The following is a 15,172-nucleotide window of genomic DNA, read 5'->3' on the forward strand; positions in this document are numbered from 1 at the left end:
GGTGCATCCGGGAGGATTCGAACCTCCGACCGCTCGGTTCGTAGCCGAGTACTCTATCCAGCTGAGCTACGGATGCAAAATGGCGGTGAGGCGGGGATTCGAACCCCGGATGCAGCTTTTGACCGCATACTCCCTTAGCAGGGGAGCGCCTTCAGCCTCTCGGCCACCTCACCACACGCGTCTCTTTCGAGTGCTTCGAAGAACTTGTTAAGGGCTCATCGTCGCTGCGTGGCGCACATATTACTTTCTGGGACTTATAAGTCAAACACTTTTTCCAGCCCCTGAATCGTTTGCACACTTCGCAGGCAATTAGCCTGCAAAAAGGCCAAAAAGGATGTTTTCTCAGCAGAATTTCTGCCGTTCCGCTGTAGAAAAATAGCGAACATACGTCAGCCCAGGAAGTGGGTAACAGAGGAAAACAACGAGTGTGCAATAAAAAGGAAATGTAACGAGGGGAAAATCAGAATGAGGTGTTGCGTCTCGCTGGGAAACAGCGAGACGCGATAATAATCAGTAGTTCGACTGCTGTGATTTTTCAGCCTGGATACGCTGGTAGATCTCTTCACGGTGAACAGAAACTTCTTTAGGGGCGTTAACGCCGATACGAACCTGGTTACCCTTAACCCCTAATACCGTCACAGTGACCTCATCCCCAATCATGAGGGTTTCACCAACTCGACGAGTCAGAATCAGCATTCTTTGCTCCTTGAAAGATTAAAAGAGTCGGGTCTCTCTGTATCCCGGCATTATCCATCATATAACGCCAAAAAGTAAGCGATGACAAACACCTAAGTGTAAGCAGTCACGGCATTACATTCTGTTAAACCTAAGTTTAGCCGATATACAAGACTTCAACCTGACTTTATCGTTATCAATAGCGTAGTGGCAACAACGCCATAACCGCAAGGTTATGGCGTCTGCTTTCGCTTTGTAATTATGACAGTTTAGCGCTTACCCAGTCTTTTACACTGGCGAGAGCGGCAGGCAATGCGGCTGCATCAGTACCACCGGCTTGCGCCATATCCGGACGTCCGCCACCTTTACCCCCGACCTGCTGGGCAACCATACCAATCAATTCCCCTGCTTTCACACGGTCAGTCACATCCTTCGACACACCCGCAATCAGAGAAACTTTTCCTTCCGCCACGGTGGCAAGCACAATCACTGAAGCACCCAGTTGGTTTTTCAGATCGTCCACCATGGTACGCAGCATCTTCGGCTCGACGCCAGCGAGCTCGCTAACCAGCAGTTTGACGCCGTTAAGATCGATAGCTTTGCCGGACAGGCTAGCGCTCTCCTGCGCTGCCGCCTGCTCTTTAAGCTGCTGCAACTCTTTTTCCAACTGGCGAGTACGCTCAATAACAGTACGCACTTTATCGCCAAGGTTCTGGCTATCGCCTTTCAGCAACTGCGCGACATCATGCAGTTGGTCACTCTGCGCATGCAGGCTGGCAATCGCGCCCTCACCGGTCACCGCTTCAATACGGCGCACACCCGCTGCAGTACCGGATTCGGACACAATGCGGAACAGCCCGATATCACCGGTACGCGTTGCATGAGTCCCGCCACACAGTTCAGTAGAGAAGTCGCCCATGCTCAGCACGCGAACGCGATCATCATATTTCTCACCAAACAGCGCCATTGCGCCTTTCGCTTTCGCCGCTTCCAGATCCATGACATGCGTTTCGATCGGCAGATTACGACGAATTTGCGCGTTCACCAGATCTTCAACCGCGCGGATTTCCGCCGGTTTCATGGCTTCGAAATGGGAGAAGTCAAAGCGCAACGCCTTGTCATTGACCAGCGAGCCTTTCTGCGCAACATGCGTACCGAGAACATCGCGCAGCGCGGCATGCATCAGGTGGGTGGCAGAGTGGTTCAGGCGGATGCGCGCACGACGCGCTTCATCAACTTCCGCTTTCACACCGTCGCCTACTTTCAACGAGCCGCTACTCAGCTTACCGAGATGACCAATCGCCTGGCCATATTTCTGCGTATCCTGTACGGCAAAAGTAAAACCATTACCTTTCAGTTCGCCTTTATCGCCCACCTGGCCGCCAGATTCGGCATAGAATGGCGTCTCATCGAGAACAACCACCGCTTCCTGACCTGCGGCTATCGCATTTACCGGTTTACCATCGACAAACAGTCCAGTCACTTTGCCGTTCAGTTCCAGATGGTCATAGCCTTTAAATTCTGACGCGCCATCAACGCGGATCATCGCGTTGTAATCTGCGCCGAAACCGCTGGATTCGCGTGCGCGGCGGCGTTGCTCTTCCATCGCGGCTTCAAAACCTGCTTCGTCAACTTTCAGGTTACGCTCACGACAGACATCGGCGGTTAAATCCACCGGGAAGCCATAAGTGTCGTACAGGCGGAAAGCCGTTTCGCCGTCCAGCGTGTCACCTTTGAGTTTTGCCAGCTCTTCGTCCAGCAGCGCCAGACCGCGCTCCAGCGTACGCGCAAACTGCTCTTCTTCGGTTTTCAGAACCTGCTCAACCTGATCTTTCTGGCGTTGCAGATCTTCACCGGCAGAACCCATCACCTCGATCAGCGGGCCAACCAGTTTATAGAAGAAGGTGTCTTTCGCGCCCAGCATGTTGCCATGACGAATCGCACGACGAATGATACGACGCAGCACATAGCCACGGTTTTCGTTCGACGGAATGACGCCATCGGCGATGAGGAAAGCGCAAGAACGGATGTGGTCAGCAATAACGCGCAGGGATTTGTTACCCAAATCGGTCGCGCCGGTCACTTTTGCCACCGCCTGAATCAGCTTCGTGAACAGGTCGATTTCGTAGTTGGAATTCACATGTTGCAGCACCGCGGCAACACGTTCCAGGCCCATACCCGTATCCACGGAAGGCTTAGGCAGCGGTTCCATGGTGCCATCAGCCTGGCGGTTGAACTGCATAAAGACAATATTCCAGATTTCGATATAGCGGTCGCCGTCTTCTTCCGGGCTGCCCGGAGGGCCACCCCAGATATGATCGCCGTGATCGTAGAAAATCTCGGTGCACGGTCCGCAAGGACCGGTATCGCCCATCTGCCAGAAGTTGTCAGAGGCATAAGCGGCACCTTTGTTATCGCCGATGCGGATAATTCGCTCGCGCGGTACGCCTACTTCTTTTTCCCAGATTTCGTACGCTTCGTCGTCCGTTTCGTATACCGTCACCCACAGACGCTCTTTCGGCAGGTTGAACCAGTTCTCACCGGTCAGTAGTTCCCATGCGTACTGAATAGCATCATGTTTGAAGTAGTCGCCGAAGCTAAAGTTGCCCAGCATTTCAAAGAATGTGTGATGGCGTGCGGTGTAACCGACGTTTTCCAGGTCGTTATGTTTACCACCGGCACGAACGCAACGTTGTGCTGTGGTAGCGCGGGAATAATTACGTTTGTCGAGCCCAAGGAACACATCCTTGAACTGGTTCATCCCGGCGTTGGTAAACAGCAGAGTCGGGTCGTTATTCGGTACCAGGGAGCTGCTGGCAACTACCTGATGTCCCTTACTATGGAAAAAATCGAGAAACGCCTGACGGATCTCAGCGGTGCTCTTGCTCATAATTATCCTGAAATCAAGCTAACGAAATGTGGTAACCGCCCGTTGCCATACATGGAAAACGCGCCAGCTACTGGAAAAAGTGGGAATAAGATAAGTTTTCTTTACTGCGAAGTAAAATCCCGTATGCGCTCAGTCGGCAAAATTTCGCCATATCTCCTGGATATCTTCCTGCATAAAGCCGCGATAGAGCAAAAAACGCTGCACTTTCACTTTCGCGACATACTCGGTCGGTAGCGGTTCGCCATATTTGCGCTGCGCCTGTGCACGGGCACTCTCCACCCAATCAATATCGCATTCGCGTAGCGCGCTTTCGCTGTCTTCTCGCGAGATCCCTTTCTGATTTAATTCCTGCCGAATGCGCGCCGGACCATAACCTTTGCGCGCGCGACTGGCGATAAACTGGCGCACAAAGCGCATGTCATCAAGAAAGTTATGCTCCAGACACCACGCAACGATCTCTTCTATCTCTTCCGGCGTGATATCCAGTTCTTCCGGGCCGTTTTTACCCAATACTGGCGCGGTTAATTTGCGACGAAACTCTTTTTCGCTGTGATCGCGCATTGCCAGAATCCGCATTGCCCGGTCGCGCAGGCGGGAAACGGCGGAGCGGCGAGAAGGACTATCAGACATGGATTAATCCTGTGTTCGTAGAAAAGCAAAAGGGCTGCATCAGCAGCCCTTGATTACCATTCAAACTATCAGAAATCTTCGTTGGTTTCTTCAACGCCTTCGTCATTGCCATCGGCAGTGAATTCAGCGGAGGAATTCTGGTTGCTGAGCAGGATCTCGCGCAGTTTCTTCTCGATCTCTTTCGCCGCCGCCGGGTTTTCTTTCAGCCAGGCCGTTGCGTTCGCTTTACCCTGACCAATTTTATCGCCGTTGTAGCTATACCAGGCACCCGCTTTTTCGATCAGCTTCTCTTTCACGCCAAGGTCGACCAGCTCACCATAGAAGTTAATACCTTCGCCGTAGAGGATCTGGAACTCAGCTTGTTTGAACGGCGCAGCGATTTTGTTTTTCACCACTTTCACGCGGGTTTCGCTGCCGACAACGTTGTCGCCCTCTTTCACCGCACCGATACGGCGAATATCCAGACGCACAGAAGCGTAGAATTTCAGCGCGTTACCGCCAGTGGTGGTTTCCGGGTTACCAAACATTACGCCAATTTTCATACGGATCTGGTTGATGAAGATCAGCAGCGTATTGGACTGTTTCAGGTTACCGGCCAGCTTACGCATCGCCTGGCTCATCATACGTGCCGCAAGGCCCATGTGAGAGTCGCCGATTTCGCCTTCGATTTCCGCTTTCGGTGTCAGCGCCGCAACGGAGTCGACCACCAGCACGTCAACCGCACCGGAGCGCGCCAGCGCGTCACAGATTTCCAGCGCCTGCTCACCGGTATCCGGCTGAGAACAGAGCAGATTGTCGATATCAACGCCCAGTTTGCGAGCGTAAACCGGATCCAGCGCGTGTTCCGCATCGATAAACGCACAGGTTTTACCTTCGCGCTGCGCAGCGGCAATCACTTGCAGAGTCAGCGTCGTTTTACCTGAAGATTCAGGCCCGTAAATTTCGACGATACGCCCCATCGGTAAACCGCCAGCGCCCAGCGCGATATCCAGCGAGAGCGAACCGGTAGAGATGGTTTCCACATCCATGGAACGGTCTTCACCCAGACGCATGATGGAGCCTTTACCGAATTGCTTTTCGATCTGACCCAGTGCGGCTGCAAGCGCCTTTTGTTTGTTTTCGTCGATAGCCATGATTACTCCTTCATGCAGAGTGAAGCGCGTTACGCTCCGCGGTGAATTACTGTTCTGTTGTCGCAATTATACTGTATGGTCATACAGTATCAAGCATTTTGTAGAAAATGTTGCCAAAGGGTTTGCAGGGCATAGGCGGTTGCCTGTCTGCGCACCGCTTCGCGATCGCCAGGGAAGCATTCCCGGCGTGTGATCCCTTTCCCGCTGACGCTGGCAATACCAAACCAAACGGTGCCAACGGGTTTCTCGTCGCTGCCGCCATCTGGCCCGGCAATGCCGCTGATGGAAATCGCGTAGTCGGCGCGCGCCGCTTTCAGCGCGCCAATCGCCATCTCGACCACTACCTGCTCGCTGACCGCGCCGTGTGCATCCAGCGTGGCGGGCTGTACACCAATCATTTGGGCTTTCGCTTCATTACTGTAGGTAACAAACCCGCGTTCAAACCAGGCGGAACTGCCAGCGATATCGGTGATCACCTTCGCCACCCAGCCGCCGGTACAGGATTCTGCCGTCGTCAGCGTCGCGTCGCGCGTCTTAAGCGCCAGCCCGATGCGTTCGCTGAGCTGCATTAATTCATTGTCCGTCATGATGGCTCCCGTGCGTCTAAAAACTGTGGCGGAAAAGATACCACTTTCCGCGAAAAGATGGGGACGGGATGGCGAATTTACGAGGAGGCTTCCGAAAAAAGGCCAGCGAGCGCTGGCCTGCGTGGCTTACTGCCGGTTACTTCATGCTGTTATAGATAGTGTCGACGTTGTGACGAAAGGCTTTCTGATAGGTATCTGCCACCCCGCCTTTGGCACTGAGTGCTTCCGGGTAAAGCTCGCCCCCCGGTTGCGCGCCAGTGGCGCTGGCGATCTGTTTCACCAGCCGTGGATCCAGCTGGTTCTCCATAAACCACACTTTCACACCATCGGCTTTGATCTGTTTGATAAGCGAGGCCACCTGTGCGGCGCTGGCTTCACTTTCAGAAGAGATGCCCTGCGGCGCCATGAAATCAACGCCATAAGCGCGAGCAAAGTAGCCAAAGGCGTCGTGGCTGGTCAGCACTTTGCGTTTCGCCTGCGGCACCGCGCTGAAACGCTCTTTCGCCCAGCTATCCAGCTTGTTTAACTGGTCGATATAACGCTGACCGGAGGCATTCAACGCGGCTTCGTCAGCCGGATCGGCTTTCACCAACGCGGCAAGAATATTTTTTGCGTACAGTGCACCATTCGCGGCGCTGTTCCAGGCGTGAGGATCGGTCACCGTTGCACCATCTTCTTCCAGCGTGTGCGTTGAAACGCCGGTTGATGCGACAACAAGCTGGCCTTTAAAGCCAGAGGCTTTCACCAGACGGTCCAGCCAACCTTCCAGCCCCAGACCGTTCACCACCACCACATCGGCACTGTTAAGCAGTGCGCTGTCTTTCGCCGAAGGTTCAAAGGTGTGCGGATCGCCATCCGGCCCCACCAACGTCGTCACCTTGACGTGATCGCCGCCGACCTGTTGGGTGATATCACCCAGAATGGAGAAGCTGGCGACCACATTTAATGTTTTTGCCATTGCGCCCTGAACCACCAGGCCGAGCGCCAGCGCCAAAATAAACCCTGTCCGTTTCATCATTTCCCCTTGCTAGGTTAAAAGTGCGCGCAGGCTGTGAGCCAGCCCACTGCGCGTGCCGAATAAAATAGAAAAAAAGAAGACAACACTGGCGGTCAGCACAATCGCCGGTCCGGCGGGCAATCCCGCCACCCACGACAGGCTTAACCCAAGCCAGGCGCACAACGCACCAATGCTGGCTGCCAGCAGCAATAATCCGGGTAATGTCCGCGCCCAGCAGCGCGCCGCTACGGCAGGAAGCATCATCACGCCCACTGCCATCAATGTACCGAGCACCTGAAAGCCAGCCACCAGATTGAGCACCAGCAATGCCAGAAACAGCCCATGCAGCAGGCCCGGCGCACGCGGTGCGTTAACCTGCAAAAACGCGCTGTCGAACGCTTCACTGACCATTCCGCGATAGCAAAACGCCAATACCATCAGCGTCAGGCTGGCTACGCCCGCGACAAACAGCGCCGAGTCGCGATCGACCGCCAGAATCGAGCCAAACAGCAGATGCAGCAGATCGACACTGGAACCACGCAGCGAAACCAGCGTGACGCCGAGCGCCAGCGAGCCGAGGTAGAAACCGGCGAAGCTGGCGTCCTCTTTGAGCGGCGTGCGGCGGCTTACCCAGCCCGCCACCAGCGCGACGGTGATCCCCGCGATAAAACCGCCGATACTCATCGCCAGCAGCGACATCCCGCTTAGCAAATAGCCCACCGCGACGCCGGGCAAAATGGCGTGCGACAGCGCATCCCCCATCAGGCTCATGCGGCGAAGTAGCAAAAAAACGCCCAACGCCGTGGTGCTGATGGAGAGCGCCAGACACACCACCAATGCGCGGCGCATAAAGCCAAATTCGATAAACGGCTGGAAAAAGAGATGCCAGATCATGCGCTGCACACCTCATCTTTTGCCGCGATATGCGCTGTTGCCCCCCACTGCGCCACACGTTCACCGAGGCGTAATGTTTGCGGGAAGTAGCGCGACACGCGCTCGCTATCGTGCAACACGGCAAGAATGGTTTGCCCGGCGCGATGCATGTCCACTATCTGCTCCATCAACAGTTGCGATGTGGCTTCATCAATGCCGGTAAACGGCTCGTCGAGCATGACCAGCGGCGCGTTCTGCACCCAGACGCGGGCAAACAGCATGCGCTGAAACTGCCCGCCGGAGAGCGTATCTATCGTCTCGTGCACCATTGCCGCTAGCCCAACACGTTCCAGTCCCTGGGCGATTCGACTACGGGCATCGCGGTTCAACCCACGAAACAGCGAAACACGTGGCCAGCAACCCATGCTCACCACGTCCTGTACGGTGAGCGGAAATTGCGACTCCAGCGCGTGACGCTGCGCCAGCCAGCCGATGGTTGGCCGCACCGGTTGCCAGCGCAAAACCCCACTAACCGGCGGTAAGAACCCGGCCAGCGTTTTTAACAGTGTCGATTTGCCGCAGCCGTTCGCGCCAACAATCGCCGTCATGCTGCCGCGCGCCAGCGTGCCACACAGCGCCGGAGTGATAGCGAGGCGATCGTAGCCTGCGACCAGATGATCAAGTTCAATCATGGCAGCGCAACCGCCCAGCTTGTCAGGAGCCAAAGCACCGCTAATAGCGCGGCTGCCAGCACTAAACGGATCGTGCCGGAAAGGGAAAACAGCGTTACGGGAATCATTCACACACCTCATATGTTATAACATAACAATAATCAGTATGAATGATTAAGTAAATCGCTATACGTAACGGGAGTGCATCGAAATGTTTCAGAATCCCCTCCCGCAGGAGGGGAGAGGGATCAGCGAACGCGCGCCAGTGAAACCGCCTGGCCGAGCTGCCAGACCGCCATCGCATAGTGTGTGCTGTGGTTATAGCGGGTGATAGTGAAGAAGTTCGGCAGACCGTACCAGTACTCGTAGCCAGTGCCGACATCAAGACGCAGCAGGCTCGCCTGTTGGTGCGCGCCCAGCGGCTGCTGTGGCGTTAAACCCGCTGCCGCCAGTTGCCCGACGCTGTAGTTGGTTTTAAAGCCATTTTCCAGCCCCGGCGCCTGGCCGTTTGCTGGGATCGCCACCACATCGCCTTTCACCCAGCCGTGCTGTTTGAAGTAGTTCGCCACGCTGCCAATGGCATCCACCGGATCCCACAGGTTGATATGCCCGTCGCCGTTGAAATCGACAGCGTACTGCTTGTACGAAGAGGGCATAAATTGTCCATAGCCCATTGCACCAGCGAAAGAACCTTTCAGATCGAGCGGATCATCACTCTCATCACGCGCCATCAACAGAAACGTCTCCAGCTCGCTAGCGAAATATTCCGCGCGGCGCGGGTAAGCGAAGGCCAGCGTCGCTAACCCGTCGAGAATACGCGTTTTGCCCATCACTCGGCCCCAGCGAGTTTCCACGCCGATAATGCCAACGATGATTTCCGGCGGTACGCCGTAAACCATCCACGCGCGATTAAGCGCATCTTCATACTGATTCCAGAACGCCACACCATTTTGCACGTTGTCCGGGGTGATGAACTGCTTGCGATAACGCAGCCAGGCGCCGTTCGGCCCGGTTGGTCCCGCTGTCGTCGGCGCTTGTTTATCCATCAGGCGCAGCACGTAATCCAGCCGTTTGGCCTGCGAGAGGATTTCATGCAACTGCTGGCGATCAAAACCGTGCTTGCTGACCATCATATTGATGAACTGCTCCGCCGCCGGGTTATTGGCAAAGTCACCGCCGGTCATCAGAACATTGTGCTGCGGCTCAAGCAGGAAACCACCGGAAGGCGCGGGCGACGCGGTTTGCGGGGTTTCAGCGAGCGGGGGTTTACTGCTACAGGCACAGAGCATAACAAACGCAGGCAGTAATGCTGCGTAACAACGCTTCAACATGGGACATCCATTTTAAACGAATTCAGCCAGGAGCAAGTATGGTAAAGCATCTGCCTACCGACAAGGAAGCGCCGCGACGCCTGCTTACGCAATCTCACTTCACTTTTCACCGTCCATTACGCGTTCATTTAATTCCGCTCCCTCTCGCAAAAACTTTCACAATGATCATTTTTTCTTTCATAACGAGATCTAAATAACACATTTCAACCTTTCATAATGATTATGATGGCGCACGGTTAAACAACAAAACGACAACCCTACAGGAGAGAACAATGGAAGCCATTACGCATGGTGCCGAATGGTTCATCGGGCTGTTTCAGAAAGGCGGCGAAGTGTTCACCGGCATGGTGACCGGTATTTTGCCGCTACTGATAAGCCTGTTGGTCATCATGAACGCGCTGATTAACTTTATTGGCCAACACCGTATCGAAAAATTTGCCCAGCGCTGCGCGGGCAATCCGCTTGCCCGTTATTTACTACTGCCCTGCGTCGGCACGTTTGTCTTCTGCAACCCCATGACGCTCAGCCTCGGGCGCTTTATGCCAGAGAAGTACAAACCCAGTTATTACGCTGCCGCATCCTACAGTTGCCACTCCATGAATGGCCTGTTTCCGCATATCAACCCTGGCGAGCTGTTTGTTTATCTGGGGATCGCCAACGGTCTGACAACCCTTGGCTTGCCGCTCGGCCCGCTGGCGGTGAGCTACCTGCTGGTCGGCCTGGTGACCAACTTCTTCCGCGGCTGGGTGACTGACCTGACCACCGCCATTTTCGAGAAGAAAATGGGCATTCAGCTTGAACAAAAAGTCCAACTCGCTGGAGCAACATCATGACACGCATAGTGATTGAAAAAGGTGCGGGCGGCTGGGGCGGCCCACTGGAAATCGACGCCAGCACCGAGAAGAAAATCGTCTATATCACCGCCGGTACACGCCCGGCGATCGTCGACAAGCTGGCGCAACTCACCGGCTGGCAGGCGGTAGATGGCTTTAAAGAGGGCGAACCGCCAGCAGAGGAGATCGGCGTCGCGGTGATCGACTGTGGCGGCACACTGCGCTGCGGTATTTATCCGAAACGCCGCATCCCAACGGTGAATATCCACGCGACCGGAAAATCCGGCCCGCTGGCGCAGTATATCCTCGAAGATATCTATGTCTCTGGCGTGAAAGAGGAAAATATCCATCTGCATGGTGAAGCGCCAACCGCCGCGCCAAAACGCACGGTCGCAAAGGATTACGACACCAGCAAAAAAATCACTGAGCAGAGCGATGGTCTGCTGGCAAAAGTCGGCATGGGCATGGGCTCGGCGGTCGCGGTGCTGTTTCAGGCCGGGCGCGACACCATCGACACGGTGCTGAAAACCATTCTGCCGTTTATGGCCTTCGTCTCGGCGCTGATCGGCATCATCATGGCCTCCGGGCTTGGCGACTGGATCGCCCACGGCCTTGCGCCGCTCGCCAGCCATCCGCTCGGGCTGGTCACACTGGCGCTCATCTGCTCCTTCCCGCTGCTGTCGCCGTTCCTCGGCCCAGGTGCGGTGATTGCACAAGTCATCGGTGTGCTGATTGGCGTGCAAATCGGCCTGGGAAATATCCCACCGCACCTCGCCCTGCCCGCGCTGTTTGCCATTAACGCCCAGGCGGCGTGCGACTTCATCCCGGTGGGCTTGTCGCTGGCGGAAGCACGCCAGGATACGGTGCGCGTCGGCGTGCCCTCCGTGCTGGTCAGCCGCTTTTTAACCGGTGCGCCAACGGTGCTGGTCGCCTGGTTTGTCTCCGGTTTTATTTATCAATAAGGGGTGTTTTATGAGTGTGATTTATCAAACCACCATTACCCACATCGGTGAAAGCGCCCCGGACGCGCTGAGCGACAACATGCTGATCACCTTCCGCGAAGGCGCGCCTGCGGATGTCGCCGAGTTCTGTTTTATCCATAACCACGGTGCGCTTTCGGGCGCGCTGTTACCCGGCGCGCAGTTTGAACTGGGCGAACGCCGCTACCCGGTGACTGCCGTTGGCGACGTGGCCGAGCAGAATCTGCGCGAGCTGGGCCATATCACCCTGCGTTTCGATGGACAAACGCAGGCGGAATACCCCGGAACAGTACACGTCGCAGGCCCGGTGCCGGACGGTATCGCCCCTGGCTGCATTTTGAAATTTGTCGCTTAAGTCGTAAGGAGAAGAGTATGAAACAGGTTGCCGTTGTCATTGGTGGAGGACAAACCCTTGGGGCGTTCCTTAGCCGTGGGCTTGCCGCAGAAGGTTACCGCGTGGCGGTAGTGGATATTCAAAGTGATAAAGCGGCCAATGTCGCCCAGGAGATCAACAGCGAGTTTGGTGAAGGGATGGCCTACGGCTTTGGTGCGGACGCCACCAGCGAGCACAGCGTACTGGCGCTGGCGCGCGGCGTGGATGAGATTTTTGGCCGCGCGGATTTGCTGGTCTACAGCGCCGGTATCGCCAAAGCGGCATTTATCAGCGACTTCGCGCTCGGCGATTTCGACCGTTCCTTGCAGGTGAACCTGGTGGGCTATTTCCTTTGCGCACGCGAGTTCGCGAAGTTGATGATTCGCGACGGCATTCAGGGGCGCATCATCCAGATCAACTCCAAATCCGGCAAAGTGGGCAGCAAGCACAACTCCGGCTACAGCGCGGCGAAGTTCGGCGGCGTGGGCTTAACGCAATCACTGGCGCTGGATCTGGCAGAGTACGGCATTACCGTGCACTCGTTGATGCTGGGCAACTTGCTGAAATCGCCGATGTTCCAGTCACTTATCCCGCAATATGCCAGCAAACTGGGCATCGCGGCGGACGAAGTGGAGCAATATTACGTCGACAAAGTGCCGCTCAAGCGCGGCTGCGATTACCAGGATGTGCTGAACGTGCTGATGTTTTACGCCAGCCCCAAAGCCTCTTACTGCACCGGCCAGTCGATTAATGTCACCGGCGGCCAGGTGATGTTCTGACCTGTATGGCCCTCCGCGCGGGGGCCTGATTTAAAAGGAGATCGCTATGGTTTCAGCCCTGATTACCATTGCCGCTATTGCCTGGCTTAGCCAACTGGCGCTTGGCGGCTGGCAAATCCGCCAGTTTAACAAAGCTTTCGATACGCTGTGTCAGCGCGGGCGCGTCGGCGTTGGGCGTTCCGGCGGGCGCTTCAAACCGCGCGTGGTGCTGGCCGTCGCCTTTGATCAACAAGACCGCGTGAGCGACACCTTGTTGATGCGCGGTCTCACTGTTTTTGCCCGGCCAACAAAAATCGACCACTTAATAGGGATAAAAAGAGAGGAATTAGAGCCTGATGTGATCTTTCCCCATGATCCGAGCTGTCAGAATGCTCTATCATTAGCGCTTAAAATGAAACATTGATAATTTCGTTGTGAACGCTAATAGCTTGCGAAATTATCATTTCGCAACGTAACGCAGGATATCAGCGCCTATGAAACCACGTCAGCGTCAGGCGGCTATTCTTGAGCATCTGCAAAAGCAGGGAAAGTGTTCTGTTGAAGAGCTGTCAGCTTACTTCGACACCACAGGGACGACCATACGTAAAGATCTCGTCGCGCTGGAGCATTCCGGCGCGGTGATCCGCACTTATGGCGGCGTGGTGCTCAACAAAGATGAAGCCGATCCCCCGATTGATCACAAGACGCTTATCAACACCGTGCAAAAAGGGCTGATTGCCGAAACGGCAGTGACCTACATCCACGACGGCGATTCGATCATCCTTGATGCGGGCAGTACGGTGCTGCAAATGGTGCCGCTGCTCAGCCACTTCAATAACATCACGGTAATGACCAACAGTTTGCATATCGTTAATGCTCTTTCTGAGCTGGATAACGAGCAAACGATCCTGATGCCGGGCGGCACTTTCCGTAAGAAATCGGCCTCATTCCATGGCCAACTGGCGGAAAACGCCTTTGAGCATTTCAGCTTCGACAAGCTGTTTATGGGCACCGACGGTATCGATCTGAATGCGGGCGTCACCACCTTTAACGAGGTGTTCACCGTCAGCAAAGCGATGTGCAACGCCGCGCGGGAAGTGATCCTGATGGCGGACTCCTCCAAATTTGGCCGTAAAAGTCCAAACGTGGTCTGTAGCCTGGAGAGCGTAGATAAGCTGATCACCGATTCCGGGATCGCCGCCGACGTGCGCGCAGCGCTGGAAGCCAAAGGTGTCGAAGTGATCATTGCCGGAGAAAAACATGAGTGAGTCTTTAATTAACGCCGGACGGCAAACCCTGTTGCTGGAGCTTCAGGAAGCCAGCCGTCTGCCGGATCGCCTCGGAGAAGCATTCGTGTGCGCCGCCGAAACCGTACTGCACTGCGAGGGGAAAATCATCGTCTCCGGGATCGGCAAATCCGGTCATATTGGTAAAAAAATTGCGGCGACGCTTGCCAGCACCGGCACACCGGCCTTTTTCGTTCACCCGGCGGAAGCGCTGCATGGCGATCTCGGCATGATCGAAAGCCGTGACGTGATGCTATTTATCTCCTACTCCGGTTCGGCAAAAGAGTTGGATCTGATCCTGCCGCGCCTTGAAGAGAAATCTGTCGCCCTGCTGGCAATGACCGGCAAACCGCGTTCCCCGCTGGCGCTCGCCGCGCATGCGGTACTGGATATTTCGGTCGAGCGCGAAGCCTGCCCAATGCACCTGGCCCCCACCTCCAGCACCGTCAACACGTTGATGATGGGCGACGCGCTGGCGATGGCGGTGATGCAGGCGCGCGGGTTTGATGAAGAGGATTTTGCCCGCTCTCACCCGGCAGGCGCGCTTGGCGCGCGGTTGCTCAATAAAGTGCACCATCTGATGCGCAAAGAGGAGCAGATCCCGCAGGTGCAACTTACCACCAGCGTGATGGACGCGATGCTGGAACTGAGCCGCACCGGTTTGGGTCTGGTGGCGGTGTGCGACCAGCAGCGCCATGTAAAAGGGGTGTTTACCGATGGCGATCTTCGCCGCTGGCTGGTGTCAGGCGGGGCGCTAACCGCGCAGGTTGATAAAGCGATGACGCCTGGTGGCATCACGCTGGAGGCAGGCAGCCGCGCAGTGGATGCTAAAGAGCGCTTAATGCAGCGCAAAATTGCCGCCGCGCCGGTGGTGGATGACGCCGGTTTGCTGGTCGGTGCCATCAACCTGCAAGACTTCTACCAGGCAGGCATTCTTTAATCCTCTCGTCCAGGCGCGTCGCCAGCCGATGCAGGCTGGCGACGTCACTTTACCCATCTCTGGCAGGCAGAAATCCTTTACCGCTTTAACCCCAGACGTTTCGCCAGCCGGTGCAGGTTAGCGACGTCCACCTGCACGATATCGACCAGGTGGGAATCCTTTACCGCTTTAACCCCAGACGTTTCGCCAGCCGGTGCAGGTTAGCGACATCCACC

At 55.7% G+C, this 15,172-nt stretch carries 16 protein-coding genes and 2 tRNA genes; 7 read left to right on the plus strand and 11 right to left on the minus strand.

What is annotated here, in order from left to right; genetic code table 11:
• Nucleotides 1–2: 2 nt before the first annotated feature.
• The 11 genes from ACFX4O_RS24155 to mltB all read right to left on the minus strand — a co-directional run bounded on the left by ACFX4O_RS24155 (nucleotide 3) and on the right by mltB (nucleotide 9,787).
• A tRNA-Arg gene (locus ACFX4O_RS24155) sits at nucleotides 3–76 on the minus strand.
• 4 nt (nucleotides 77–80) lie between these two features.
• Nucleotides 81–173: transfer RNA gene (locus ACFX4O_RS24160), tRNA-Ser, on the minus strand.
• A 337-nt stretch (nucleotides 174–510) separates the two neighbouring features.
• A complete protein-coding gene (csrA, locus tag ACFX4O_RS24165) occupies nucleotides 511–696 on the minus strand; it encodes a carbon storage regulator CsrA (RefSeq protein ID WP_007370562.1) in 186 nt (61 codons plus the stop codon).
• Between the two features lie 238 nt (nucleotides 697–934).
• Nucleotides 935–3,565: an alanine--tRNA ligase gene (gene alaS / locus ACFX4O_RS24170; protein ID WP_380211846.1), complete on the minus strand. Its 2,631-nt coding sequence runs from the start codon at nucleotides 3,563–3,565 to the stop codon at nucleotides 935–937.
• 129 nt (nucleotides 3,566–3,694) lie between these two features.
• The gene (gene recX / locus ACFX4O_RS24175; RefSeq protein WP_131408824.1) at nucleotides 3,695–4,195 is read right to left on the minus strand and encodes a recombination regulator RecX; all 501 of its coding nucleotides are present in this window, start codon (nucleotides 4,193–4,195) and stop codon (nucleotides 3,695–3,697) included.
• A 68-nt stretch (nucleotides 4,196–4,263) separates the two neighbouring features.
• The gene (recA, locus tag ACFX4O_RS24180) at nucleotides 4,264–5,328 is read right to left on the minus strand and encodes a recombinase RecA (RefSeq protein WP_131408822.1); all 1,065 of its coding nucleotides are present in this window, start codon (nucleotides 5,326–5,328) and stop codon (nucleotides 4,264–4,266) included.
• An 89-nt stretch (nucleotides 5,329–5,417) separates the two neighbouring features.
• The gene (pncC, locus tag ACFX4O_RS24185; protein WP_380211844.1) at nucleotides 5,418–5,915 is read right to left on the minus strand and encodes a nicotinamide-nucleotide amidase; all 498 of its coding nucleotides are present in this window, start codon (nucleotides 5,913–5,915) and stop codon (nucleotides 5,418–5,420) included.
• Between the two features lie 136 nt (nucleotides 5,916–6,051).
• Entirely contained in the window at nucleotides 6,052–6,930 is an 879-nt protein-coding gene (locus ACFX4O_RS24190) for a metal ABC transporter substrate-binding protein (protein WP_131409063.1), read from the minus strand.
• A 12-nt stretch (nucleotides 6,931–6,942) separates the two neighbouring features.
• Nucleotides 6,943–7,806, minus strand: a complete 864-nt coding sequence (locus tag ACFX4O_RS24195) for a metal ABC transporter permease (RefSeq protein WP_131408818.1) — start codon at nucleotides 7,804–7,806, stop codon at nucleotides 6,943–6,945.
• Entirely contained in the window at nucleotides 7,803–8,477 is a 675-nt protein-coding gene (locus ACFX4O_RS24200; protein ID WP_131408816.1) for a metal ABC transporter ATP-binding protein, read from the minus strand. The genes ACFX4O_RS24195 and ACFX4O_RS24200 overlap by 4 nt, the downstream gene beginning before the upstream one ends.
• A gap of 227 nt (nucleotides 8,478–8,704) precedes the next feature.
• On the minus strand, nucleotides 8,705–9,787 hold the full coding sequence (gene mltB, locus ACFX4O_RS24205; RefSeq protein WP_131408814.1) for a lytic murein transglycosylase B: 1,083 nt from the start codon (nucleotides 9,785–9,787) through the stop codon (nucleotides 8,705–8,707).
• A gap of 272 nt (nucleotides 9,788–10,059) precedes the next feature.
• Between mltB and srlA the strand changes: the two genes are divergently transcribed.
• The 7 genes from srlA to gutQ all read left to right on the plus strand — a co-directional run bounded on the left by srlA (nucleotide 10,060) and on the right by gutQ (nucleotide 14,957).
• A complete protein-coding gene (gene srlA, locus ACFX4O_RS24210) occupies nucleotides 10,060–10,620 on the plus strand; it encodes a PTS glucitol/sorbitol transporter subunit IIC (protein ID WP_131408812.1) in 561 nt (186 codons plus the stop codon).
• Nucleotides 10,617–11,582 (plus strand): PTS glucitol/sorbitol transporter subunit IIB, encoded by a 966-nt coding sequence (locus tag ACFX4O_RS24215; protein WP_131408810.1) that lies wholly within the window; start codon nucleotides 10,617–10,619, stop codon nucleotides 11,580–11,582. Before srlA ends, ACFX4O_RS24215 begins: the two co-directional genes overlap by 4 nt.
• A 10-nt stretch (nucleotides 11,583–11,592) precedes the next feature.
• On the plus strand, nucleotides 11,593–11,955 hold the full coding sequence (gene srlB / locus ACFX4O_RS24220; RefSeq protein ID WP_097401482.1) for a PTS glucitol/sorbitol transporter subunit IIA: 363 nt from the start codon (nucleotides 11,593–11,595) through the stop codon (nucleotides 11,953–11,955).
• 17 nt (nucleotides 11,956–11,972) lie between these two features.
• Nucleotides 11,973–12,752, plus strand: a complete 780-nt coding sequence (srlD, locus tag ACFX4O_RS24225) for a sorbitol-6-phosphate dehydrogenase (protein WP_200552538.1) — start codon at nucleotides 11,973–11,975, stop codon at nucleotides 12,750–12,752.
• 46 nt (nucleotides 12,753–12,798) lie between these two features.
• Complete coding sequence (gene gutM / locus ACFX4O_RS24230) at nucleotides 12,799–13,155, plus strand: transcriptional regulator GutM (protein ID WP_380211840.1); 357 nt, start codon at nucleotides 12,799–12,801, stop codon at nucleotides 13,153–13,155.
• A 70-nt stretch (nucleotides 13,156–13,225) separates the two neighbouring features.
• On the plus strand, nucleotides 13,226–13,999 hold the full coding sequence (locus tag ACFX4O_RS24235; RefSeq protein WP_065370234.1) for a DNA-binding transcriptional repressor: 774 nt from the start codon (nucleotides 13,226–13,228) through the stop codon (nucleotides 13,997–13,999).
• A complete protein-coding gene (gene gutQ, locus ACFX4O_RS24240) occupies nucleotides 13,992–14,957 on the plus strand; it encodes an arabinose-5-phosphate isomerase GutQ (protein ID WP_380211838.1) in 966 nt (321 codons plus the stop codon). The genes ACFX4O_RS24235 and gutQ overlap by 8 nt, the downstream gene beginning before the upstream one ends.
• Nucleotides 14,958–15,172: the final 215 nt, after the last annotated feature.

This window comes from Kosakonia sp. YIM B13571 (genome assembly GCF_042788095.1).
GTDB lineage: Bacteria > Pseudomonadota > Gammaproteobacteria > Enterobacterales > Enterobacteriaceae > Kosakonia > Kosakonia quasisacchari.

Excerpts from the sequence above, each read along its gene's own strand:
- csrA (WP_007370562.1), bottom strand. The coding sequence starts at position 696 with ATGCTGATTCTGACTCGTCGAGTTGGTGAAACCCTCATGATTGGGGAT.
- alaS (WP_380211846.1), bottom strand. The coding sequence starts at position 3,565 with ATGAGCAAGAGCACCGCTGAGATCCGTCAGGCGTTTCTCGATTTTTTC.
- recX (WP_131408824.1), bottom strand. The coding sequence starts at position 4,195 with ATGTCTGATAGTCCTTCTCGCCGCTCCGCCGTTTCCCGCCTGCGCGAC.
- recA (WP_131408822.1), bottom strand. The coding sequence starts at position 5,328 with ATGGCTATCGACGAAAACAAACAAAAGGCGCTTGCAGCCGCACTGGGT.
- pncC (WP_380211844.1), bottom strand. The coding sequence starts at position 5,915 with ATGACGGACAATGAATTAATGCAGCTCAGCGAACGCATCGGGCTGGCG.
- ACFX4O_RS24190 (WP_131409063.1), bottom strand. The coding sequence starts at position 6,930 with ATGAAACGGACAGGGTTTATTTTGGCGCTGGCGCTCGGCCTGGTGGTT.
- ACFX4O_RS24195 (WP_131408818.1), bottom strand. The coding sequence starts at position 7,806 with ATGATCTGGCATCTCTTTTTCCAGCCGTTTATCGAATTTGGCTTTATG.
- ACFX4O_RS24200 (WP_131408816.1), bottom strand. The coding sequence starts at position 8,477 with ATGATTGAACTTGATCATCTGGTCGCAGGCTACGATCGCCTCGCTATC.
- mltB (WP_131408814.1), bottom strand. The coding sequence starts at position 9,787 with ATGTTGAAGCGTTGTTACGCAGCATTACTGCCTGCGTTTGTTATGCTC.
- srlA (WP_131408812.1), top strand. The coding sequence starts at position 10,060 with ATGGAAGCCATTACGCATGGTGCCGAATGGTTCATCGGGCTGTTTCAG.
- ACFX4O_RS24215 (WP_131408810.1), top strand. The coding sequence starts at position 10,617 with ATGACACGCATAGTGATTGAAAAAGGTGCGGGCGGCTGGGGCGGCCCA.
- srlB (WP_097401482.1), top strand. The coding sequence starts at position 11,593 with ATGAGTGTGATTTATCAAACCACCATTACCCACATCGGTGAAAGCGCC.
- srlD (WP_200552538.1), top strand. The coding sequence starts at position 11,973 with ATGAAACAGGTTGCCGTTGTCATTGGTGGAGGACAAACCCTTGGGGCG.
- gutM (WP_380211840.1), top strand. The coding sequence starts at position 12,799 with ATGGTTTCAGCCCTGATTACCATTGCCGCTATTGCCTGGCTTAGCCAA.
- ACFX4O_RS24235 (WP_065370234.1), top strand. The coding sequence starts at position 13,226 with ATGAAACCACGTCAGCGTCAGGCGGCTATTCTTGAGCATCTGCAAAAG.
- gutQ (WP_380211838.1), top strand. The coding sequence starts at position 13,992 with ATGAGTGAGTCTTTAATTAACGCCGGACGGCAAACCCTGTTGCTGGAG.